This is a genomic window from Psychrobacter jeotgali, assembly GCF_904846315.1.
Taxonomy (GTDB): Bacteria; Pseudomonadota; Gammaproteobacteria; order Pseudomonadales; family Moraxellaceae; genus Psychrobacter; species Psychrobacter jeotgali.
This window is the reverse complement of the sequence record NZ_CAJHAF010000001.1, coordinates 2923390-2945919: the sequence shown is the minus strand read 5'-3', so window position 1 is coordinate 2945919 and position 22530 is coordinate 2923390. Positions and strand designations below refer to the sequence as shown.

Annotated in this window: 20 protein-coding genes; 16 read left to right on the top strand and 4 right to left on the bottom strand. The window is 42.8% G+C overall.

The window, feature by feature from the left end; genetic code table 11:
• The first annotated feature begins 278 nt into the window (after nucleotides 1-278).
• The 10 genes from nikR to JMX18_RS12180 all read left to right on the top strand — a co-directional run bounded on the left by nikR (nucleotide 279) and on the right by JMX18_RS12180 (nucleotide 9635).
• Complete coding sequence (gene nikR, locus JMX18_RS12225) at nucleotides 279-692, top strand: nickel-responsive transcriptional regulator NikR (protein WP_201588011.1); 414 nt, start codon at nucleotides 279-281, stop codon at nucleotides 690-692.
• A 66-nt stretch (nucleotides 693-758) separates the two neighbouring features.
• Nucleotides 759-2384: an ABC transporter substrate-binding protein gene (locus JMX18_RS12220; protein WP_201588010.1), complete on the top strand. Its 1626-nt coding sequence runs from the start codon at nucleotides 759-761 to the stop codon at nucleotides 2382-2384.
• A 45-nt stretch (nucleotides 2385-2429) separates the two neighbouring features.
• A complete protein-coding gene (locus tag JMX18_RS12215) occupies nucleotides 2430-3443 on the top strand; it encodes an ABC transporter permease (protein WP_227674658.1) in 1014 nt (337 codons plus the stop codon).
• A complete protein-coding gene (locus JMX18_RS12210; protein WP_201588006.1) occupies nucleotides 3440-4336 on the top strand; it encodes an ABC transporter permease in 897 nt (298 codons plus the stop codon). The genes JMX18_RS12215 and JMX18_RS12210 overlap by 4 nt, the downstream gene beginning before the upstream one ends.
• 25 nt (nucleotides 4337-4361) lie before the next feature.
• Nucleotides 4362-5285 carry an ABC transporter ATP-binding protein gene (locus tag JMX18_RS12205; protein ID WP_201588004.1) on the top strand — a complete coding sequence of 308 codons (924 nt, stop codon included), beginning with the start codon at nucleotides 4362-4364 and terminating at the stop codon, nucleotides 5283-5285.
• Nucleotides 5275-5889 carry an ABC transporter ATP-binding protein gene (locus JMX18_RS12200; protein ID WP_201588003.1) on the top strand — a complete coding sequence of 205 codons (615 nt, stop codon included), beginning with the start codon at nucleotides 5275-5277 and terminating at the stop codon, nucleotides 5887-5889. Before JMX18_RS12205 ends, JMX18_RS12200 begins: the two co-directional genes overlap by 11 nt.
• 179 nt (nucleotides 5890-6068) lie before the next feature.
• Nucleotides 6069-7229 carry a hypothetical protein gene (locus JMX18_RS12195; RefSeq protein ID WP_201588002.1) on the top strand — a complete coding sequence of 387 codons (1161 nt, stop codon included), beginning with the start codon at nucleotides 6069-6071 and terminating at the stop codon, nucleotides 7227-7229.
• Nucleotides 7230-7432: 203 nt separating this feature from the next.
• A complete protein-coding gene (locus tag JMX18_RS12190; RefSeq protein ID WP_227674657.1) occupies nucleotides 7433-8026 on the top strand; it encodes a hypothetical protein in 594 nt (197 codons plus the stop codon).
• 160 nt (nucleotides 8027-8186) lie between these two features.
• Complete coding sequence (locus tag JMX18_RS12185; RefSeq protein WP_201588001.1) at nucleotides 8187-8975, top strand: SDR family NAD(P)-dependent oxidoreductase; 789 nt, start codon at nucleotides 8187-8189, stop codon at nucleotides 8973-8975.
• Between the two features lie 315 nt (nucleotides 8976-9290).
• Complete coding sequence (locus tag JMX18_RS12180) at nucleotides 9291-9635, top strand: hypothetical protein (RefSeq protein ID WP_201588000.1); 345 nt, start codon at nucleotides 9291-9293, stop codon at nucleotides 9633-9635.
• Between the two features lie 162 nt (nucleotides 9636-9797).
• Here the strand turns inward: JMX18_RS12180 and hemH are convergent, their stop codons facing one another.
• Entirely contained in the window at nucleotides 9798-10817 is a 1020-nt protein-coding gene (gene hemH / locus JMX18_RS12175) for a ferrochelatase (protein ID WP_201587999.1), read from the bottom strand.
• Between the two features lie 322 nt (nucleotides 10818-11139).
• Here hemH and metX point away from each other — a divergent pair, with 322 nt between their 5' ends.
• The 3 genes from metX to JMX18_RS12160 all read left to right on the top strand — a co-directional run bounded on the left by metX (nucleotide 11140) and on the right by JMX18_RS12160 (nucleotide 14056).
• Nucleotides 11140-12459, top strand: coding sequence for a homoserine O-acetyltransferase MetX (gene metX, locus JMX18_RS12170; RefSeq protein WP_201588348.1), 1320 nt, complete (start codon nucleotides 11140-11142; stop codon nucleotides 12457-12459).
• Complete coding sequence (gene metW / locus JMX18_RS12165; RefSeq protein WP_201587998.1) at nucleotides 12456-13064, top strand: methionine biosynthesis protein MetW; 609 nt, start codon at nucleotides 12456-12458, stop codon at nucleotides 13062-13064. Before metX ends, metW begins: the two co-directional genes overlap by 4 nt.
• Before the next feature lie 410 nt (nucleotides 13065-13474).
• Nucleotides 13475-14056, top strand: a complete 582-nt coding sequence (locus JMX18_RS12160) for a tetratricopeptide repeat protein (protein WP_201587996.1) — start codon at nucleotides 13475-13477, stop codon at nucleotides 14054-14056.
• A 330-nt stretch (nucleotides 14057-14386) separates the two neighbouring features.
• Here JMX18_RS12160 and JMX18_RS12155 read toward each other — a convergent pair whose 3' ends face one another.
• Nucleotides 14387-14803, bottom strand: a complete 417-nt coding sequence (locus tag JMX18_RS12155; RefSeq protein ID WP_201587995.1) for a peroxidase-related enzyme — start codon at nucleotides 14801-14803, stop codon at nucleotides 14387-14389.
• Between the two features lie 563 nt (nucleotides 14804-15366).
• Here JMX18_RS12155 and trhO point away from each other — a divergent pair.
• A complete protein-coding gene (gene trhO, locus JMX18_RS12150; RefSeq protein WP_201587993.1) occupies nucleotides 15367-16413 on the top strand; it encodes an oxygen-dependent tRNA uridine(34) hydroxylase TrhO in 1047 nt (348 codons plus the stop codon).
• A 106-nt stretch (nucleotides 16414-16519) separates the two neighbouring features.
• Here the strand turns inward: trhO and serA are convergent, their stop codons facing one another.
• Nucleotides 16520-17752 carry a phosphoglycerate dehydrogenase gene (serA, locus tag JMX18_RS12145; protein WP_265088828.1) on the bottom strand — a complete coding sequence of 411 codons (1233 nt, stop codon included), beginning with the start codon at nucleotides 17750-17752 and terminating at the stop codon, nucleotides 16520-16522.
• A gap of 290 nt (nucleotides 17753-18042) precedes the next feature.
• On the opposite strand from serA, the gene JMX18_RS12140 reads away from it, so the two are divergent.
• Complete coding sequence (locus tag JMX18_RS12140) at nucleotides 18043-19545, top strand: FAD-binding oxidoreductase (RefSeq protein WP_227674656.1); 1503 nt, start codon at nucleotides 18043-18045, stop codon at nucleotides 19543-19545.
• Nucleotides 19546-19714: 169 nt separating this feature from the next.
• Here the strand turns inward: JMX18_RS12140 and JMX18_RS12135 are convergent, their stop codons facing one another.
• A complete protein-coding gene (locus JMX18_RS12135) occupies nucleotides 19715-20356 on the bottom strand; it encodes a BLUF domain-containing protein (RefSeq protein WP_201587991.1) in 642 nt (213 codons plus the stop codon).
• 468 nt (nucleotides 20357-20824) lie between these two features.
• Between JMX18_RS12135 and JMX18_RS12130 the strand changes: the two genes are divergently transcribed.
• Complete coding sequence (locus JMX18_RS12130) at nucleotides 20825-22462, top strand: carbon-nitrogen hydrolase family protein (protein ID WP_201587990.1); 1638 nt, start codon at nucleotides 20825-20827, stop codon at nucleotides 22460-22462.
• Nucleotides 22463-22530: the final 68 nt, after the last annotated feature.

Below are 22530 nucleotides of genomic sequence, written 5' to 3'. Positions count from 1 at the left end.
TAGGTGTATTGTTTCTTTAGTCCATCTCGTTCTAAAATAAAGTTGGGAAAAGCTCGAGGAAAATGTATAATCAAAATACCTATTTTTTGTAGGGAATTTACTTTTTATAATAAACTTAAAGGTTCGTAGCGTCATATTTTGTGTGTGGCGCTTTTTTTAAACTACCTCGTGACACGTTTTTTACATAACGTGTTACTATCTAAGTACTAGACAAAAGATAATAAATAATAGATAGAAAGTACCATCCAGCAAGTACTAGTCAAATAGGAAGCGTGTTTATGCAGGATTCAAATTTAAAAAGATTCGGCGTCTCTATGGAGGAAGGCTTACTCAAGAATTTTGATAAGTTAGTTGCCCTAAAGGGCTATAGCAACCGCTCTGAAGCCTTCCGTGATTTAGTACGCAAGTCAATCATGCAGCACATTTATGAAGATGGCGAACAAGTCATCGCTGGCAGTATTTTGTTGTTTTACAATCACGATCAGCGAAAATTGGTCGAGGAGATGACTAGAATTCAACATGAACACCATGATTTGATTCTAGCGACCACTCATTTTCATATTAGTGCAGAAAATTGCCTTGAGCTTATCGTCGTTAAAGGGAAAGTTAAAGCGGTGCAGAAGCTGAGCCATGAATTAACCACGCTAAAAGGTGTGAGTCATGGCGATTTTTCAATCGCCCCTGCTGAATAATTTTTAATTGTTTTTAGGATAATAAGCATTTCTCAAATACCATTTTTTAAGTAAAGGCGTACTCACATGAATAAAAAGTCTATTGGCATGTTTGGGCTATTATCGTTATTACTGGTGTTGATAATAGGCTGTTCATCACCGACGAATAACACAGCTGATAATAACGCTGGAAATAGTAATGCCGCTGAAGAGACAAAAGACGAGTTGATCTTAGCGTTTGCATCAGAGCCAGAAGCAGGGTTTGACCCCATCACAGGTTGGGGACGTTATGGTTCGCCATTATTTCAAAGCACCTTACTTAAAAGAGATGATGACCTTAATATTGTCAATGACTTAGCAACAGATTATGCAGTGAGTGATGACGGCAAATTTTGGACGGTGAATTTACGTGATGACGTGAGATTTGCTGACGGTGAACCATTAACAGCTGAAGATGTTAGATTTACCTTTGAAAAAGCATCACAAAGTGCTTCAGTAGTTGATTTAAATATCCTAGAAAAAGTGGAAGCGCTTGATGAGACTACGGTTGAGTTCACCTTAAAAAACCCGCAATCAACCTTTGTTAATGATTTAGTGGCTATCGGGATTGTGCCTGAGCATGCCTATGATGAGAATTACGCTGAGAACCCTTTAGGTTCAGGGCCTTTTAAATTAGTGCAGTGGGATAAAGGGCAACAACTTATTGTAGAGGCCAATCCTGAATACTATGACCAGCACCCGTATTTTAAAAAGTTAACGTTTGTGTTCTTAAGCGAAGACGCCGCCTTTGCCGCAGCGCAAGCAGGAAGCGTTGATATCACTTATCTCCCCGCCGCTTTTAGTAACCAAAAAGTGGCTGGTATGAAACTTGAATCAGTGCAAACGGTAGATAACCGCGGTATCGCTTTTCCTTATGTTAAGTCAGGTGAGGTGACAGAAGCCGGTTTGCCCATTGGCAACGACGTCACCGCAGACCCGGCGATTCGTCATGCCATTGACGTTGCGGTAGACCGTAAAGCATTAATCGACGGCGTGTTAGAAGGCTATGGCTCCCCCGCCTATACCTCAGTCGATGGTCTGCCATGGTGGAATCCAGAAACGGTGATTGATGATGCCGATATGGACGGCGCTCGTAAAATATTAGCCGATGCGGGCTGGAAGGATACCAATGGCGACGGCGTGCTGGAAAAAGACGGACTAAAAGCCGAATTTACCCTGCATTATTTAGCCAATGACGTGATTAGACAATCTCTTGCCATTGCCGTTGCTGACATGGTGAAACCCTTAGGCATTAAAGTTAATATTGAAGGCGGCAGCTGGGATAGTATCGGCAAAAAAATGCATTCTGACGCTGTCTTAATGGGTTGGGGTAGCCATAATCCTTATGAGATGGTCAATATTTATGGCAGTGAAAACGCGGGCATTGATTACAATAATACCGGCTATTACAGCAATAAAACGGTAGATAAATATTTTACACAAGCGCTGCAAGCCAATAGTGAAGAAGAGGCGCTTGAGTACTGGAAAAAAGCGCAGTGGGACGGCACGACTGGTTTAAGCGGCAAAGGTGACGCAGCTTGGGTTTGGCTGGTTAATATTGATCACTTATATCTGATGAAAGACAATCTCGATATGGGCACCCAAAGAATCCATGTCCATGGACACGGCTGGCCTGCGACCGACAATATTGCAGACTGGAAATGGACTGAGTAAGTGCAGACTAGCAAGGTGCAAACCAGCGACGTGAAAGCAAGCAACATGAAAATAAGCAACGTGCAAAAAAACAGGGGCAGCATCTCACGCTTTTTTATATTTAAAGGGCTAAGAATGGCGTCGTTGTTAGTTGCCATTAGCTTTATTTCCTTTATTTTAATGAAGAACTCGCCTATTGATCCCGTGCAAGCTTACATCGGCGCCGATATGTTAAATGTCGGGCCCGAGCAGCGTGAACAGATAGCAGAATATTGGGGACTTAATGAACCGGTTTTAGTTCAGTATGCGAATTGGGCGGCGGCTGTCCTACAAGGCGATTTAGGCACTTCAATGATTTATCGTCGTCCTGTTAGTGAGATTATCGGTGAACGCTTTATGAGCTCCTTAGCCCTCATGTTAGTGGCGTGGACATTATCGGGGATAATGGGCTTTGTGCTTGGTGTCGTTGCCGCTATGAAAAATGGCACGTGGATTGATCGCATGATTCAGTGGTACTGCTATACCCTTGCCTCCACCCCTACTTTTTGGATGGGGCTGCTCGTGCTTATTATCTTTGCGGTATGGCTTGGCTGGTTCCCGATCGGTTTAGGAGTGCCAGCAGGGGTTTTAGCGGAGGATGTGGTGTTTTTAGATCGAGCGAAACACCTGGTATTGCCAGCATTAACCCTCAGTATTTTAGGGGTTGCCAATGTGGCACTGCATACCCGTCAAAAGCTTATTGAGGTGTTATCAAGCGACTATGTCTTATTTGCAAGGGCGCGCGGTGAGAAAGGGTTTTCTTTGTTTTGGCGGCATGGCCTGCGCAATATTGCGCTACCCGCAGTCACCTTGCAGTTTGCGGCGTTTAGTGAATTGTTTGGCGGCGCTATTCTTGCTGAGCAAGTTTTTTCTTATCCGGGACTGGGTAAAGCAACCATAGACGCTGGCCTGCGGGGAGATGTGCCGTTGTTATTGGGCATCGTGTTATTTAGTACGATCTTTGTCTTTGCGGGTAATTTAATGGCTGATCTGATTTACTATATCGTCGACCCGAGGACGAGGGAAAGTAGAATGCTATGATGCCAAGTAGCCCCAATAGCCAAAGTAAATCAAGCAACATAGCCAATAAAAACACTAAGGGCTTTAAACGCTTTGGACTCAATCTCAGACAGCGCACGTTGCTGACTATTATAGTTGCCAGTATATTCCTAGCCAGTGTCATACTTGGCGGCATCTTTATAGATGAAGGCAAAATTGCCACCAATTTAACGGCTCGTAACCTGTCCCCTTCATTCGAGCATCTGTTTGGCACCGATTGGCTAGGCCGCGATATGTTTGCGCGCACGATTAAGGGTCTAAGGCTAAGTATCGGGGTAGGATTACTGGGCGCGGTCGGCAGCGCTTTTATAGCTCTGGTGTTAGGTATGGCGGCCGCGACTATGGGTAAGATGGGTGATCGCGTTATTACTTGGATTATCGATCTGTTTTTGAGTGTGCCGCATCTGGTGACGCTGATTCTCATCTCCTTTATGCTAGGCGGCGGTTTTAAAGGCATTGTAGTTGGACTAATGCTGACCCACTGGCCAAGCTTAGCACGAGTGATTAGAGCGGAGGTGATGCAAATACGCTCTGCAGATTATGTGCAAGTTTCGCAGCAAATGGGCAAATCGCGGTGGTGGATTGCGAGTAATCATATCTTCCCGCATCTTATTCCGCAGCTGTTAGTGGGATTTATGCTGATGTTCCCGCACGTTATCTTACACGAAGCGGCGGTGACGTTTTTGGGATTAGGGTTATCGCCTCATGAACCGGCGATCGGTATTATTTTGTCAGAATCGATGAGATATTTATCCTCCGGTCTTTGGTGGTTGGCCTTTTTCCCTGGGGTGGCTTTACTTATCGTGGTGCGCACGTTTGAAACCATTGGCGAAAATATAAGAAAGCTTATCGATCCTACACAAGCAAACCAGTAAAACCACTAAAAAAGGGAGAAAATAGATGTCGATTTTAGAAGTAAGCGATTTATCGATATCGTTTAACCAATATACAGGTGGGTTAAAACAAAGAGAATTAAATGTGGTCTCAGGTCTAGATCTAAGCCTAAAAAAAGGTGAGATACTAGCCATTGTGGGAGCGAGTGGCTCAGGAAAGAGTTTGCTCGCCCACTCTATTCTAGGTATTTTGCCAGAGAATGCCAATGTAAGTGGCAGTATTAAATATAAAGGGCAGACATTAACGGCTGAGCGTCAAGCATTATTACGCGCCAGCGAGATTGCCTTGATTCCGCAGTCCGTTAATTTTCTTAACCCGCTTATGCGCATAGCTAAGCAAGTCCGATCGCCTGCAAACGATAAAGCAACTATCAAGGCGCAAAGAGCAGCGTTCGAGCGCCTGCATTTAGGCCCAGAGGTTGAAAACATGTATCCTTTTGAGCTTTCTGGCGGTATGGCACGCAGAACCTTGCTCTCGACTGCTATTGTCAGAGATGCCAAGCTTATTATAGCCGATGAACCGACGCCCGGACTTGATCCTGTGGTCATCAAGGAGGCGCTGCAAAGCTTTCGAGATCTGGCTAATGAGGGGCGCACCATTATGTTCATTACCCACGATATTGAAGCGGCTTTACAAATCGCCGATCGAATCGCGGTCTTTTACGCAGGGACGACGCTTGAAGTCGCCTCAGTAGAAGATTTTAGCGGAGACGGCGGCAGGCTGCGCCACCCTTATAGCCGAGCTCTATGGCGTGCCTTGCCACAGAACGATTTTATTCCTATTCCGGGCTCGCAGCCGAAGGCAGCTGACCTGCCACCCGGTTGTTTATTTGCGCCTCGCTGTGCGCTTATGCTGCCTGCTTGCAATGAAGCACAACCAGATATGCGCGAGCTTCGTACAGGAAAAGTGAGTTGTCTTCATGCGACTTGAAGCTAAAAATATTGGCTTTCGCTACGGGAACGGCCCTTGGTTATTTCGCGGGGTCGATATAACGATAGAGTCAGGCGAAATCGTTGGGCTCGTAGGGCCTAGTGGCTCAGGCAAGACCACCCTTTGTCGTATTTTATCCGGTTATCAAAAGCCTGTAGAGGGAAGCATTACGCTAAATGGATCAGCTATCTCTAAACAAACCTATCATCCGGTACAATTGGTTTTTCAACATCCTGAAAAAGCGGTGAACCCGCGCTGGAAAATGCAAAAAGTGCTGAATGAGGGCTGGGAGCCTGATCAGCAGTTGTTAGATTTATTAGGGATTGAAAAACAGTGGTTCACCCGCTTTCCCAGTGAGGTATCAGGAGGAGAGCTGCAACGGTTTTGCGTGGCAAGGGCGCTTGGGCCAAAGACCAAGTTTCTTATTGCTGATGAGATGACTACTATGCTTGATGCGATTACACAAGCGCAGATTTGGCAGGCGGTGCTGCAAAAGTTTGAGCATAGTGACGTCGGCATACTGGTCGTGAGTCATGACGCCGCTTTGGTTAAGCGGCTTTGTCATCGGGTGATAGACTTAAGAGCTGTTAGGGTAGACTTCTAAAATTTTGTAGGGTGCTCCCAGCGCACCAATAAGATAAACATCTCTCAAATTTTGCTTTAATCACCCATCAAAATATCATCACCACCCTCAAATCCCCGTCAATATATGCCATAATCCCGTCTTATTTATCCATACCAGTCTGCAAGAAACCGACATAAAAAAAGTAAACGAACCGCACTATGACCAAACCACTCCATATCAGTATTCTGTGCTTTTTAAGCATTGGTCTACTGACACCTGCAATCGCTGATACTGCTGTCAATACTGATGCAGCAGTAGAAGCTGAAGCCAAAACCAAGCCATCAATACAAGCAGCCTCCAATACTCTATCTGAAGAAGCGACAGCAAAAACAGAGACCTCTGTAGCACCTAGTGATTTCGATTATAAAACTGCTGATCTGTCTCCTGAGCCCGATAGTGAAGAATGGGGCTGGACGGACGAGACCCGTCAGGAAGTCAAAGAAAAACTGAACGAATGGGCCAATGAGATGGATGATTGGTTCGGTGAGCCTGATCCAAAAGAGCCGGCTAGAGCCAGCTTACGAATAGTCATGGATACACGCTGGGCCAATGATCCAATCACTGGTAGTGATGTTACGGTCAAACCTAGAATTCGTGGTCGTTTGCGCTTACCGGTGTTAGAAAGAAGACTAAGCTTAATAATAGGTGATGAAGAGTTAGATGATGATACCTTTTTGAAGCAAGGGACTACTAGAGAGACCGATAAAGACACTGCTGATGATCGAGACGGACTGATAGATGGCAAACGAACTCGAGAGCAAAACGCTTCCATTGCCTTACGTTGGTCTCGTTTTAATGAGCAGATTGAAGATCAATTGGGTCTAAAAACCGATGTGGATCTCGGTGTGCGCTCGGTGGATGATCTATATCTCAAAGTCAGCATAGATAAAGATTGGTATCAAGATGAGAGACTCAAAATAAGCAATGATAACTTTTATCGTTATGGTCTTGATAGTGAGCACTATGTCAGAGGCGGGTTGAGTATGCAGTACGGCATACGAGATGATAAGTTTATCCACAATCGCACCACTATTCGCTATCGTAACCGAGATCATAAAGAAAGCACAGACTGGAGTAACGATCTACGGCAGGTGCATTATTTTGGTAATGAAAAACAGCTGGCCTACGGTATCTCAACTAGTGGTTACTTTGATCATGATAAATCCACCCTAAACAGTTACGGCCCTGCTATCAGCTACCGTCAACCCATTTGGCGCGAGTGGCTTTATGTACAAACTGAGCTTGGCTACTATAATGACAAAACAGAAGATAAAGATCACTTCCCTTCTGCCTTATTACGGATGGAAGCCTTTTTTTAGATCGCTTTAGCACAGTCTAGTCTATCCGTGGTTAGGCAAGAAGTAGCATAAAATTAAGAAGAGTATTTCGTAAAACAAATAAAACCTTAACTTAATCAAGGTTTTATTTAATTAAGCTCAACAATGGAAAGTTATCAAAGTTGGCGTTATAATAGCATTGCATCAGAATTTTTTGTTTATAGTGCACTAATTTAGTACTCAAGGTGAGCCTATCGGCTCACTTTTTTGTTTTTAACCTGATAATACTGGAGCTTACCATTTTTAACGAGAATGGCGTCATTGAGATCGTCGGTAATATTATCCTAGTTCTGTGCTTGCTACGATGCCTCCAGTATTCCCTAAAGAGTCACATTAAACAGGGGCATTATTTTTGGATAGCAGCGATTTTAGTCTTCTTTATTGTGATTCGTAGAGAGCTCAACTATCTAGCAGATGTATTTATACCTAGTGGCTTTTCAATCTGGAGTCACTCTTATGACTGGTGGGAGGACAGTGTCCTTTTGCTCATTTATATTATCACTGCAGGTTTGTTAATTTATTCATGGCGTTATTTTTGGGTTTTATTAAAAGATACCGCTATCGCATTGTATATCATTGTCGCAGCCTTAGCGCTTTTACAATACATGGGAGAAAATGCTATTGGATTTTCTCCAGAAATAGGTGTAGCCGTAGAAGAGTTGAGTGAAAATATCATTTACACTATTGCCTTACTTTACTTATTAAGTTTTGATCTATCTGACTTTGAAGGTCGACTGTCAAATAGACAGGGCTTTGAATTAGAAGCTCATAACAGCTAAGCGCTTTTACCACATTTTTTCATAGCTTTACTCAATATGATATTTTCAACCCCTCCCTATAGTAATTACCGAGAGCTTATAGTAAAAGCTTGCTAACTTGCTATACTAAAAAGTATCAAAACTATATTACCTCTTACCAACAACTATAAAGTGAATCATTATGAATATTTTAATCACTGGTGCATCGCGTGGTATTGGTTTAGCCACTGCCAAACAGTTAGCGGCAAAAGGGCATAGCGTCGGCCTATTTGCGACCAATACCGACACCCTTGAGCAAGCTATAAAAGATAAAACCTTTAAGAAGCCCAATAAGAAAAACCGCATTATCACTGGTCAGCTTGATGTAACCCAGCCGGACTCGTGGGATGATGCTATTGAAGAGATGATCGATAATTTTGGTGGGATTGATGTGCTCATCAATAACGCTGGCGTACTGGTCAGCGGCACTTTGCCAACTACCAATTTAGATGAGCAGCTGGCTTTGATTGACGTTAACTGTAAAGGCGTACTGATTGGCTGTCATAAGCTCGCGCCTTATTTGGCCGATAGCAAAAATGGTAAAATAATCAACGTCTCCTCTGCCTCCGCCATTTATGGTCAGCCTGAGGTTGCTAACTACTCTGCCAGTAAGTTCTTCGTGCGTGGTCTAACCGAAGGCTTAAACATTGAATATGCTAGTTTGGGTATCAAAGTCATCGATGTGATGCCGCTATGGGTCAAATCAGATATGACTAAAGACCTTGAAGTCACTAGTATTGATCGCTTGGGTATTAACTTAACCGTCAACGATGTTGCCAAAAGCTTATGCAAATTAAGTACTAGCGCTAATCGCAAATTATCACGTACTCATTATCCTATTGGCTTGCCTGCCAAAGTATTCCATAAGCTTTCACAGGTTACGCCCGATCCTATTATCCGCTTGGTAAACAGTAAAATTGGCTCAAAGTAGCGGCTGGATTGTTTATATATAATAATTGGTTAAAGTAAATGAGCTACATACAAAAAAGGCTACCCAATGTGAGTAGCCTTTTTTGTGATGGTTCCTTTTTAATATCTCAACTATAGTCAGTTAAAAGTAAAACTGTTATGTAGATGCAAATGTGCTGCTGGTAACACTTTTAAAGTGATTCAACTATTACACTTTTTGAACAACCTGTGACACCTTGATACTAGCGTTAAGCGCCACAAAATTGCAAACTAGCATTTATTAATAACAAATAGCTATTACAGACAATTATTATAAACCTATAACTAAGGAATTATTATGGACAATCCAAAAACACCCCTTCCTGAAGAGATGGATCATATCGAAGGTGATAACCGCCTGACTGATGACGAAGATCAAGGCAGTCAAAGGGTCGATTTAGACAACCCGATGCTACATACTTTTGATAATGATGACGTCATTGATAATACCGCAGGATTTGATAATACAGAAGCGGGTACTGGCGCCACTCAAGGTCTTACACCTATGCATCGCCAAAATGTTGATGAAGCCCAAGTGAATGAGTTATTGGTAGAAGGCAATCTTGATGATGACAACTATCCTAACATTGTCGATATCGCCGATAGAAAGGCAGCTGAGCGTACTAATGACGATGACTTTTAGTCTCTAATCGCTTTATTGCCAGCTTTTTACTGTAAAATTACCGCCTCAGACTCATTTATATCTAAGCGTATAAAAAAGCACCTTTGTCATTAATAGACAAAGGTGCTTTTTATGAGCTTTAACAGCTAGCTAATGTTAGTAACGGGCTAATAGCAACCTTTATTATGCCCAACCATCAAGCGTACCCGCCCAGCCTTTAACCAGCGGCGCGCTTAACGCTTCTAATAAATCAATATGCGCTTCATCAAGGTTGAGCGCAGGGATATAGTGATATTCTTGCCCGCCTGCCTCAAGGAAGTTGTCACGGTTTTCTATCGCTAATTCTTCCAAGGTTTCTAAACAATCGGCAGAAAATGCTGGGCTGATGATTTGTACCGAGCGTACGCCTGACTTGCCCCAGTCCTCTAATACCACATCGGTATAAGGCTTGACCCATTCTTGCTTCCCAAAGCGTGACTGAAAACTGATAATCCATTCATCCTCGCCCAGTCCAAGCTCGTGCGCAACCTGAGCCGCGGTACATTTGCAGCGCTTAGGGTACGGATCGCCTTTATCAGCATAAGGCTGCGGAATACCGTGGAAGCTAAACATTAGTTTCTCAGGCTTGCCATGGACGGCTTGAAAGCGGCGGATCGAATCGGCTAGCGCTTTGATATATAGCGGATGGGCAAAGTAGTCTTTGACGATGGTATAGTTGGGCAAGTTGCGTTGCTTGAGCGTCCACTTAGTCAGCGCGTCATATACCGCACCGCCTGAAGTTGCAGAATACTGCGGAAATAATGGCAAAATGACAAAATGATCCACGCCCTCATTACGTAGCGTATCCATCACATCTGGCAGGCCAGGATTACCATAGCTCATCGCTGGATGCACAGAAACCCGAAACGGGCCAGCGCTATTAGCCAAGCGTGGCTCTAGCATCTCCACCTGACTTTTGAGTATTTTGCGAATAGGTGAATCGCCTTCCCAAATACTGGCATAAGCCTTGGCCACTCGCTTGGGACGGTTGGGCAATACAAATAAATTAAGGATAATAGCCCACAAAAACTGTGGAATCTCAATCACACGTGGGTCTGATAAAAACTGACGCAAATAACGGCGTACCGCTGGCGCAGTCGGCTCGTCTGGCGTACCAAGATTAACTAGCAAGACAGCAATACGGGGAGGCAATTCAGGTTTCATGGCGGCACATCTATTAAAGGTTTAGGGTAAATTCGTTTGGGTGCTTAGTGTAGCATTTTATAGCTCAAAAACGCATCACAAAGGCAACGACTATGCATTTATCTGTAATTATTAACTTATCATTATTAATCTGTACTTAAAGCAAACAAACACTCAGGATGAAGGTTGTACTCATTCGCACATCACCATACAATAGACAGTTATATCGATAACATCGCCTATTTTATCGCTCTTATTTCATTGACTGTTGTCCTGCGAGGTAGCCTTGAGCACACGTCCCGATATTACCAACCATAATTCTAATAGCGACCGCTCTGAATCCATGAGCTCAATTGACTCGGCTGGCTTAAATGGCTCAGTGGGCATTATCACACCACAGATCTTTCATTTCGACGAGCCGCTAACCCTTGAATGCAATCGCATTCTCCCCTCATTTGACTTGGTTTTTGAAACTTATGGCACCCTCAATGAGGATAAGTCAAACGCTATATTAATTTGTCATGCCCTGTCCGGCAGTCATCATGCCGCAGGTTATCACAGTAGCGAGGATAAAAAGCCGGGTTGGTGGGACAATATGATTGGCCCTAATAAGGCGATCGATACCAATGAGTTCTTTGTGGTTTGCGTCAATAATATTGGCAGTTGTTTTGGTTCAACCGGCCCAACCTCTATCAATCCAGATAGCATCGATAATGATGGTGAACCGCAAGTTTATGGGCCTGATTTCCCGTTAATTACCATTAAAGACTGGGTAAAAACCCAAGCTTTATTTTCAGACCGTCTCGGTATTGATGTGTGGCACGCCATCGTTGGCGGTTCGATGGGCGGGATGCAGGCGCTACAGTGGTCGGTTGATTACCCTGACAGGCTAAAACGCTGCGTAGTAATTGCCAGTACGCCTAAGCTCTCGGCGCAAAATATTGGCTTTAATGAAGTCGCTCGGCAGTCTATTTTATCTGATCCTGACTTCAAAGATGGCCGTTATATACAAGCCGGTACTTATCCGCGCCGTGGTCTAATTCTAGCAAGAATGGTTGGGCATATTACCTATCTAACCGATGATGCGATGAAGGCCAAGTTTGGGCGAGATCTAAAATCTGGCAAATTTATGTACGGCTACGATGTGGAGTTTCAGGTCGAGAGCTACTTACGTTATCAAGGCGAGCGCTTTAGTGAAAACTTCGATGCGAATACTTATCTTTTGATGACCAAAGCCTTAGATTATTTTGATCCAACACGTGGTTATATAGACGAAGATAATAATGAAGACGAAGAGAACAGTATAAATAAAGATGACAGCCCTACTGCTGCAAAGGATGATACTGACGACTATAATAATGACGATGATAGCGACCATCATCAGCATGAATTATCCGATTTAAAAGTCGCCTTTGCCCATACTCAATGCCAATATTTAGTAGTATCTTTCACCACTGATTGGCGTTTTGCACCAGAGCGCTCACAAGAGATTGTCGATGCCCTAATGGCAACCGGCAAACCGGTCAGCTATATCAATGTCGATGCTCCGCATGGCCATGATTCATTTTTATTTAAAATCCCACGCTATATCGGCGCCGTCAAAGGCTTCTTAACTGCCCCCTTTATCACTAATAGTCTGACAACTAAAGGAGCACGCTCATGAGAATGGATCATCAATTGGCCGAGCGCTGGATTGCTCCACAGTCCCACATATTAGACTTAGGTTGTGGCAATGGTGAACTACTGGCGCACCTACAAACCCAGCTTGGCGTAACCGGTTATGGACTCGAGATTGACGAGGATAAAATCAATGATGCCATTGGCAAAGGCTTATCTATTATTGAGCAAGACCTCAATGACGGTTTAGCTCGATTTGCAGATAATAGTTTTGATACCGTGGTCATGGCACGGGCGTTACAAGCCGTCAAAGCGCCTGATATCTTGCTGCTTGATATGCTACGAGTCGCACGCGAAGCGGTTATTACCTTCCCCAATTTCGCCCATTGGCAAAACCGTATTCACTTAGGATTTAAAGGTTTGATGCCAGTTTCAGAGGCGCTGCCTTATGAGTGGTACAACACCCCCAATATCCATCTATGTACCTTTAAAGACTTTGAAGCGTTATGTCGCGATCATAATATTCATATTATTAATCGCTTTGCGGTTAGCGATTCTGACAAAGGTCATAATCCTCTGATGACTACTTTGATTCGCCAAGCTCCCAACCTTTTGGCTGATGTTGCTATCTATCGTGTGACTAAAGGTTAAAACTAGCTACGGTTTAACATAAGATGGTTTGAGGAGATCCATACTAATATTATTACCAATAAACATTTGACGATCATTATACAGAAAGGTAAATTAGGTCTAAGCAGTCTTACAGAACAGTAACTGTATGATTTTGTTACATTCAATAGTAAAGAGATCGGGGTTAAATTAAGTAATTAGTATTTGAGTTTCGTAACTTTGAGTGGTAAGCTAACAAAATAGTGTCAATGACACCCCTATTTCAACCGTTTATCTGTTAACTAAACCTATTTTTTGTTTTTACAGCTAATTTTTTAGCTAATACAGGTAGGTGAAATAGCATAACGGTGCATTCTATTTTTAAATATGGATGTTGCTTGAGATTTGGCTCTCAGCCATACCTTTATTGATTATCTCATTTTGGAGCTGCTATGAAATTATTAAAAGCCGCGTTGTTTACTGCCCTATTCTCTTGTGCCGGCCTAGCCAACGCTGAATTGATATCGAATGTGCCACTTGATGTCTCACGCTTTGAGCTGATGCCAGTGAATGAATTGTCTTCACGCGCCTCTCAAGGTAACGATCATGCGCAGTTCTATTTAGCTAAGCGTTTGCAAAAAGGTCAAGGTATTGCTCAAAATACTCAGCAAGCGATTCAGTGGTATACCCGTGCAGCAGAACAAGGGGTTGCTCCTGCTCAGCTTAATTTGGCTATTATGTATTTACGCGGCGAAGGCGTGCAGCCAAATATTAACCAAGCTCGTAAATGGTTAGAAAAAGCGGCGATGCGTGGTGATAACCGTGCCAGCTACACACTTGCTTTGCTAGATGAAAAACAAAAGAATCTAGTAGATGCGTACAAATGGTATGACCTTGCTGCCCGTGATGGCATGCTTGATGAAAAAGTACGCAATAAAGCCCGCGGCAAAATTGGTCAATTGGCTTTGAACTTATCTAGCACAGATATTGCTAGCGCTCGCAGCCAAGCGGATAGCTGGTTCCAGAATAAATGAGTTTTGATGTTAAGCTTATAAAAAATCCAGCCTTTGAGCTGGATTTTTTTATGAAAAACAAAACTGAGCGGTAACTTATCTTTTCAATGTACCCATTCCTCAATGCTTCAATGCAATGGCAAGTTACTCAAAGCCCTTACTCCCTCGGCGCACGTGCCATGGTATAGAACTCTACATTCGATTGCATACCCATCACGATTGCCATTCTATTAGACAATCCAAAGAACGCCGTGATACCAGCAATATCTAAAATATCCTCTTCATCATAACCGTGCTCTCTAAGTGCTGCATAATCTGCCTCTTCGATAGCCTCCGGTGTTCGGCACAGCTTTACAGAAAACGCGCTAGCATCTCTTTTTGCTTAGCACTAAGAGGCGCATGTAGATAATTGATCGCTATTTGATCCGCGAGCAGCGGCTCTTTAGAGAATACACGTAGCAGCGCCCCATGAGCAATGACACAATATTGACAACCATTGGCGGCGCTAGTGGCGACGATGATCATCTCCTTTTCAGCTGGGCTAAGTGTACTGCCCTCTCGCTCCATAACAGCATCATAGTAGGCAAAAAAAGCTCGAAACTCCGCTGGACGATACGCTAATGCTAAAAATACATTCGGTATAAATTTAGCTTTTTCTTGTACTGCGAGAATGCGTTCAAGAATATCTGCAGGTAAGCTATCTAAAGCAGGTACCGGATATTGGCTAATGGTCGGCTTGGTAGAGGAATTAATTGCGGGGTTACTCATGTGTCATCTCCATTGACTTTGTGATATACGCTTAGTTTACCTTTATAGCCGACTAATAGTTAGTTGAAAGATAATATTTATCACTTTTTACATCTTTATAAGCGCTCATAAATCGAAAAATTAAAGCTGTTATGTAGATTCATAACGTGTATGTAGATTCATAACGTGTATGTAGATTCATAACGTGTATGTAGATTCATAACGTGTATGTAGATTCATAACGTGTATGTAGATTCATAACGTGCTGCTGGTATTTATTTTACTTGCGTGCTGTGTCTACGCTGACAGAGGCTGCGTAAAATAAATACCAGCAGCACTAAACGATAACACTTTAAAAGTGACTCAACTATAGCTGAAAGATAGTTAAAGTATAAAGATAAAACAGCTCTAAAAATAACCCACGCCAAATCCTTTAATAACGCAACTCATTCAAAAACCAAGTAAAATTTGTTACACTGCGCCTGCGTCGGCTTAAACACATGTTTTTGCCCTGGTGATAGTTTTATCAAAATAATTTCTTAATCATTGCACTAGGTTTGCGACCTAGCCCGCAGGAGAATCCCATGAGTAACACCCTAGATAATATAAGCTCTACCAAAAAATCCACCGAATACGACAGCGTAACTAATAACATCGTCGTCGCTGCCCTTTATAAATTTACCCGCTTTAGCGATTTTGAGCAGTACCGTGAGCCTATCTTGAATACTATGTTAGACAATGAAGTTAAAGGCACGCTTTTATTAGCTTCAGAAGGTATCAACGGTACTATCTCTGGTAGCCGCGAAGGCATAGATAATGTCCTTGATTACCTGAGGAGCATCGAAGCTATTGGTAGTTTTGAATTCAAAGAGTCTTATACCGATGAGCAGCCCTTCTATCGCACCAAAGTGAAACTCAAAAAAGAGATCGTTACTATGGGCGTGGAAGATATCGACCCGCTGCAATCGGTTGGCCGCTATGTAAAACCAACGGATTGGAATGCGCTGATCTCTGATCCTGAAGTGTTATTGATTGATACGCGTAATGATTATGAAGTACAGATCGGCACTTTTCAAAATGCAGTTAATCCCAATACAGAAACTTTCCGCGAGTTTCCAGAATATGTGGCCAATGAGCTTGATCCTAATAAGCATAAAAAAGTAGCGATGTTCTGCACTGGCGGTATTCGCTGTGAGAAATCAACCGCCTTTATGCGTGAGCAAGGTTTTGAAGAGGTTTATCATTTAGAAGGCGGTATTCTCAAGTATTTAGAAGAAGTGCCTGCCAGCGAATCTATGTGGCAAGGCGAATGCTTTGTTTTTGATAATCGAGTATCGGTCAATCACGATTTAGAGAAAGGCGAGTATGACCAGTGTTTTGCCTGCCGGATGCCTATCACTCAAGAGGACATGCAAAGTAGTGCTTACATCAAAGGTGAATCTTGCCCGCACTGCATAGACAATGCTACCGAGGAGCAAAAAGCACGCTTTCGTGAACGTGAGCATCAAATGCAATTAGCAAAAAAACGCGGTGAAGCGCATATCGGTAGTGAAGTTAATGAGGTTATAGAAAAACGTAAAGCCGCTAAAATGGAAGCACGACGTCAAGCAGACGTGGCTAACAAGGCTTAAGTAGGCTAGATTTATTACTAGTAAAATTAACCATAAAAAAGAGAGGCCCAATTTAATTGAGCCTCTCTTTTTTTATACCAGTAAAATTAAAATATAAACATCAATTTTAGAACAAGATACGCACTCGAATAGTTTCTTCAACGTCTTTTAGTTGATCCAAAGCGGCTGTTGAGTCATGGTAGTCCACATCCATTACCAAATACCCTACATCGCCTTCGGTCATCAAGCTCTGCGCTAAGATATTGATATGCGCTTCAGCAAACAGACGGTTAATTTGCGAGAGTACACCCGGCACGTTTCTATGAATATGCAGCAAACGATGCGAGCCTTCCTTGAACGGAATAGAAACTTCAGGGAAGTTCACCGCTGTCGCCGTATCACCTTGGTCTGAATACTTAACAAATTTTTCAGCGACTTCAAGCCCAATATTTTCTTGCGCTTCTTGAGTAGAGCCGCCGATATGCGGGGTCAAGATAACATTATCAAACTTACGCAGTGGCGATTCAAACTCTTCGTCAGCTGATTTTGGCTCTTTGGGGAACACATCAATAGCAGCGCCCAACAGCTTACCAGACTCCAGTACCGCTGCTAAATCATCAATCTCAACGCAAGTACCGCGCGCCGCATTGATAAAGTAGCTGCCCTCTTTCATCTGCTCAAACTGCTCAGCTTTCATCATATAGCGCGTACTTGGGACGTCAGGAACATGTAAAGTCACGATATCAGCAGTAGACAGCAACTCTTTTAGGCTACCTACTTGCACTGCATTACCCAGCGGTAACTTGGTAACCACATCATGATAAATAACTTTCATACCAAAGCTTTCAGCCAACACTGACAACTGGGAGCCGATAGAGCCATAACCAACGATACCGATGGTTTTACCACGTACTTCATGGGAGTTTTTAGCCGACTTACCCCAGCCGCCGCGATGTACAGTAGCATTCTTTTCTGGAATACCACGATAGAGCATAATCGCTTCCGCCAGTACCAATTCAGCTACTGAGCGGGTATTTGAGTAAGGGGCATTAAAAACTGGAATACCCATCTCACGCGCCGCATCCAAATCTACTTGGTTGGTGCCAATGCAGAAGCAGCCGATACCGATAAGTTTTTTGGCCTCTGACAATACTTCGCGTGTCAATTGAGTACGTGAGCGAATACCCACAAAATGAGCGTCTTTAATTTTTTCGATCAGCTCATCTTGATCTAATGCCTGACTAAGGTATTCAATATTGTTATAGCCTGCACTTTTTAGTACCTTTAGAGCGTTATCGTGCACACCTTCTAGTAATAAAAAGCGGATTTTATCTTTTTGTAGTGATAGCGTCATATACAACCTGCCCCATAACTTTAATATTCTATTTATCTGACAACCATAGCCAGTAGCACATTTAGCGGTCTGATAAGTAGTTTATGATGAATAAAAAACAATTTGCTTATCTTACACAAAATCACGGCATGATGTTAGAGGATTGTATGAATAAATAGTAGCTATTTTGATTTGTAGTAAGCTGGCGGTTGTTTGCATAGCTTTAGCTATGGGCTAGCAATGTGATAATATTGACCTAATCTATGTTGAATATCATTATTTTTAGATATTGTGCTTTTCAAACTACCGAGACCACTATGACCGCATCACAAATTAAAGACCAACTTGCTCATGAGCGTACTCATGCTGCAGACCAAGCCAATATTAATGAGCCAGCACTCAAACCTGTGGCAGCTGCTGATGCTGTACAGACCATCCTAGCGGCTCTTATTAGCACCTATAATTTTGATAGTACTCAAATCAAAACTGATAACGAGAGCTTAGAGCATTGGGGCAAAGACTGGACCAAGCACTTTGCACCTGCACCAGCTGCGGTGGTGTTTCCAAAATCGACTGAGCAAGTGCAAGCTATTGTACTACTTGCCAATGAGTATAAGGTCGTACTAACGCCAAGCGGTGGTCGTACAGGTCTATCGGCAGGCGCAGTCGCTGCTAATGGCGAGATTGTAGTGAGCATGGATAAAATGAACAAGATAGGTCAGTTCTATCCCGCCGATCGCATGGTCGAGATTGAAGCTGGCGTAGTCACCGAGCAGTTACAGCAATTCGCTGAGTCTCAAGACTTATATTATCCGGTTGATTTTGCCTCCGCAGGCTCAAGCCAAATCGGCGGTAATATCGGTACTAATGCTGGCGGCATTAAGGTCATTCGTTATGGTATGACTCGTCAATGGATCATGGGACTGACCGTGGTAACCGGGAAAGGCGATATCTTACAGCTTAACCGCGGGATGATTAAAAACGCTACCGGCTATGATTTGCGTCAACTATTTATCGGTAGCGAAGGCACCCTGGGTTTGGTTACTCATGCGCAAATCAAGCTCGAGCGTCGTCCGCAAGACTTGAACGTCATGGTGCTGGGTATGGAGAGCTTTAATGATGTCATGAATGTCCTATCGGCCTTTCAGGCAAAGATAGATCTGACTGCTTTTGAGTTCTTTGATGAGGTGGCGATTGATAAACTCATGGCGCATGGACAAGTGCAAGAGCCGTTTGAATCGCGTACCAAGTTCTATACCCTACTAGAGTTTGAAGCGCCCTATGAGCCGATCATGGATAAAGCCATGGCGATATTTGAGCATTGTATGGAGCAAGGCTGGGTCGTTGATGGCGTTATGAGTCAAAGTCTTGCTCAGGCTGAAGAGTTGTGGAAGCTGCGCGAATATATCTCTGAGACCATCTCAGTATTCACCCCTTATAAAAACGATGTGTCAGTACTCATCAGTTACGTGCCTGAATTTATCAGTGAGATTGACCATATCGTTAGTAGCAACTATCCTGACTTTGAGGTTTGCTGGTTTGGACATATTGGCGATGGCAACTTGCATTTAAATATTCTAAAACCTGAGGATATGAGCAAGGATGATTTCTTTCACGAGTGTCAGATAGTTAATAAACACGTGTTTGAAACCGTACAAAAATATGGCGGCTCAGTCTCTGCTGAACATGGTGTTGGCATGACTAAAAAGCCTTATTTGCAATATAGTCGTAGCGAAACTGAGATTGATTACTTGCGCGAGATCAAAAAGGTCTTTGACCCGAATAATATTATGAACCGGGGCAAAATCTTTGATATGTAATTTTAAAAGTTATCAGCGCTTATAGAACCTACTTAAGCTTGATGATAAAAGAGCTTGATAACATAAAAATAGATAGCATAAAAAATGACGCTATACCCGATAGGTTAGCGTCATTTTTATTGTGGTTTTTATTGAGAGATTACCGTCATTTTTTATAAAGGATTAAACTTTAGAATTGGTAATAGAGCAATATCAAGGCAATGAATAATAGCAGCGCTAAAACGCCTTGAACCACCAAAAATGCTTGGTGCGGGGCAATAATATGACGAAACATGTTACCCACGGCATTATAAGTAATGCCAGCACTCTTAATATGCGGCGGGGTATCAAAGGTTCTGATTACTTGCAAAAACCGTTCTGCCCGCTCAGAATCCCAGCTATGCGGGGCAAAAGGCAAAAAAGGTGAGAGTTGAGTCACTTGTTTCTTAGTAGTCGGTGACCACAACCAGCGCTCAAGAAACAATAAACGCATGCGCCAATCTATAAAATCACGTTGATCAATAGCTTGTAGTAATAATATCTTTATATCTTTATGACGCTTATCAGCGAAAATACGTTGTTGTAATGTTAGTACTTGTGCTTTTTCACCTTCAATACATTGTAAAAAACGCCCATTGCCATAACATAAAACCCCAGTAATATTATGCTGCTGATTGTACTCACGAGCGCTGACTTTGACCTCATCGAACATTGAGGTGTTCAGGCGCGCGGTCATGGTAAGACTACTGACATAGACCATTTGGATTAAAGCGTTTTCTGGTATTTTATCCAGCATTTTGACCTTGTCAATATGGTCTAAAGGTGAGGTCATGACAAAACTATCCTAAGTAATCGCGTATATCATAAATAAAGATGAGGGACTAAAAGCCCAGTGATTTTCAAAAGTAATGTTTAGAAGCTCACAATATATTTGCAGGCATTTATGCTAGAAAAACCCTAAAAGCGATTCAGGTGCATAAGGTAGGAGCTAGAGATCTTGCAAAAAAACAGTAAATGACCATCAAGACTATGCCAATTAACTAGTAATGGGCTGTTGGGATGGTATGATGGCGAACATAAATATCCACACCGATAAATTTGCAATAAAGATAAAAATGCAACGCCATTATGTAGCAAGTTATTGTTATCGTTGATTATTGTAACACTATTGTTGCTTTATTAATATCATTTTTTAGATGGTCTAAAGTTTTGCTGCGCTATGATCGGCTAACTATTTTTCGACCAAAAGTAATATTAAATTTAATGGCTAATTGCAGCCAACCGTTAGTATAGGATTGTTATGAGTAAAATAGAAAAATTAGATGACTTTCATCTCACTATTGCTGAGATTAAGAAAAAAGATTACCCTCAGCTAAAAGCATTAATGGATAAAGTCTATGTCAACTTAGGTGGTTCTTGGTCAAAAGCCACTATCAACAACCTGATCGATACCTTTCCGGAAGGTCAAATCGCCTTATTTGACCATGACCAATTGATCGGCATGGTGCTATCGGTGCGGGTTGATTACACTAAATTCTCCAATCCGCACACTTATGACGACTTGATTGGTCATAGAGAGATTATTATAGATAACCCTGAAGGCGATACTATCTACGGCCTTGACGCTTTAATAGATCCTGAATATCGTGGTTATCGCCTCGGTCGTAGACTTTATGACGCCCGTAAAGAGCTGTGCCGTCAATTGAACTTCCGCGCTATTTTAGCTGGCGGTCGTATTCCTAAATATCAGGATCATCAAGACCTCACCCCCGGCGAATATATCGATGCGGTTGAATCCCGTGAGATTCATGATCCAGCGTTATCATTCCAGTTATCGAATGGTTTTATCGTTAAACGTATTTTGACCGGTTATTTGCCTGATGATAAGCAGTCTAAAGGCTTTGCTACTTTACTTGAGTGGGCGAATATCTATTATGAGCCCAAAGATTATAAGCCCAATACGCGTAAATCTGAAGTGCGTATTGGCGGTATTCAGTGGCAGATGCGTGAAGTGGAATCACCTGAAGAGCTACTCCAACAAGTCGAATTCTTCGTCGATATCATGGCTGATTACAACTCTGACTTTGCTTGCTTGCCGGAGTTCTTTAACGCTCCGTTGATGGGCTTATGCGAATCAACCGATCAGAATATTGCCATACGTTTTTTGGCGGACTATACCGAATGGTTCAAAAATGAGATTTCACATTTAGCCGTCACCTATAACGTCAACGTCATTACTGGCTCCATGCCTCTGATCGATGAAAATGATACTTTATATAATGTCAGCTATTTATGTCGCCGCGACGGTACGGTTGAAGAGCAGCGAAAAATCCATATCACGCCCCATGAGCGCAGCGCTTGGGTTATCGAAGGTGGTGATGAGGTCAAAGTATTCGACACTGATGCAGGCCGGGTCGGTATTTTGATTTGTTATGACGTTGAGTTTCCTGAGTTGGCACGCTTGATGGCACTTGAGGATATGGATATTTTGTTCGTGCCCTTCTGGACAGATACCCAAAACGGTTATCTACGTGTCCGTCATTGTGCACAGGCACGGGCAATTGAAAACGAGTGTTATGTGATGATTTGCGGCTCGGTTGGTAACTTACCTCAAGTTGAAAGTCTCGACATTCAGTACGCTCAGTCAACCATATTTTCGCCATCCGACTTTGCTTTTCCGCATGATGCTATCATGGCAGAGACTACGCCTAATACGGAAATGGTGTTTTTCTCCGACGTTAACTTGGATAAGCTAATTCATGTGCGTAACGAAGGCTCGGTACACAATCTACTAGATCGCCGTGACGACTTATTTAGTCTAAAATGGAAAAAGAAAGCCAAAGTCTCAGCTAGTAAGTTAACTGACGAGGAACGCCGTGAAAATACCGGCAGCGTTCTACATGGCGACCCCTTACAAAACCGCGCCCAAAAGTCTTAAGCTTTTGGGTAACATTTCATAAAATATTTTGATAAACGGCTGATACTTCAGCCGTTTATTTTTATAAG

What these genes read in the sequence shown, in the direction of transcription:
- JMX18_RS12140 (WP_227674656.1), top strand. Translation starts at nt 18,043, where the DNA reads ATGACCGCATCACAAATTAAAGACCAACTTGCTCATGAGCGTACTCAT.
- JMX18_RS12180 (WP_201588000.1), top strand. Translation starts at nt 9,291, where the DNA reads ATGGACAATCCAAAAACACCCCTTCCTGAAGAGATGGATCATATCGAA.
- trhO (WP_201587993.1), top strand. Translation starts at nt 15,367, where the DNA reads ATGAGTAACACCCTAGATAATATAAGCTCTACCAAAAAATCCACCGAA.
- JMX18_RS12185 (WP_201588001.1), top strand. Translation starts at nt 8,187, where the DNA reads ATGAATATTTTAATCACTGGTGCATCGCGTGGTATTGGTTTAGCCACT.
- JMX18_RS12200 (WP_201588003.1), top strand. Translation starts at nt 5,275, where the DNA reads ATGCGACTTGAAGCTAAAAATATTGGCTTTCGCTACGGGAACGGCCCT.
- JMX18_RS12155 (WP_201587995.1), bottom strand. Translation starts at nt 14,803, where the DNA reads ATGAGTAACCCCGCAATTAATTCCTCTACCAAGCCGACCATTAGCCAA.
- JMX18_RS12220 (WP_201588010.1), top strand. Translation starts at nt 759, where the DNA reads ATGAATAAAAAGTCTATTGGCATGTTTGGGCTATTATCGTTATTACTG.
- JMX18_RS12160 (WP_201587996.1), top strand. Translation starts at nt 13,475, where the DNA reads ATGAAATTATTAAAAGCCGCGTTGTTTACTGCCCTATTCTCTTGTGCC.
- JMX18_RS12210 (WP_201588006.1), top strand. Translation starts at nt 3,440, where the DNA reads ATGATGCCAAGTAGCCCCAATAGCCAAAGTAAATCAAGCAACATAGCC.
- JMX18_RS12195 (WP_201588002.1), top strand. Translation starts at nt 6,069, where the DNA reads ATGACCAAACCACTCCATATCAGTATTCTGTGCTTTTTAAGCATTGGT.
- hemH (WP_201587999.1), bottom strand. Translation starts at nt 10,817, where the DNA reads ATGAAACCTGAATTGCCTCCCCGTATTGCTGTCTTGCTAGTTAATCTT.
- nikR (WP_201588011.1), top strand. Translation starts at nt 279, where the DNA reads ATGCAGGATTCAAATTTAAAAAGATTCGGCGTCTCTATGGAGGAAGGC.
- JMX18_RS12205 (WP_201588004.1), top strand. Translation starts at nt 4,362, where the DNA reads ATGTCGATTTTAGAAGTAAGCGATTTATCGATATCGTTTAACCAATAT.
- JMX18_RS12135 (WP_201587991.1), bottom strand. Translation starts at nt 20,356, where the DNA reads ATGACCTCACCTTTAGACCATATTGACAAGGTCAAAATGCTGGATAAA.
- JMX18_RS12215 (WP_227674658.1), top strand. Translation starts at nt 2,430, where the DNA reads ATGAAAATAAGCAACGTGCAAAAAAACAGGGGCAGCATCTCACGCTTT.
- metW (WP_201587998.1), top strand. Translation starts at nt 12,456, where the DNA reads ATGAGAATGGATCATCAATTGGCCGAGCGCTGGATTGCTCCACAGTCC.
- JMX18_RS12130 (WP_201587990.1), top strand. Translation starts at nt 20,825, where the DNA reads ATGAGTAAAATAGAAAAATTAGATGACTTTCATCTCACTATTGCTGAG.
- metX (WP_201588348.1), top strand. Translation starts at nt 11,140, where the DNA reads ATGAGCTCAATTGACTCGGCTGGCTTAAATGGCTCAGTGGGCATTATC.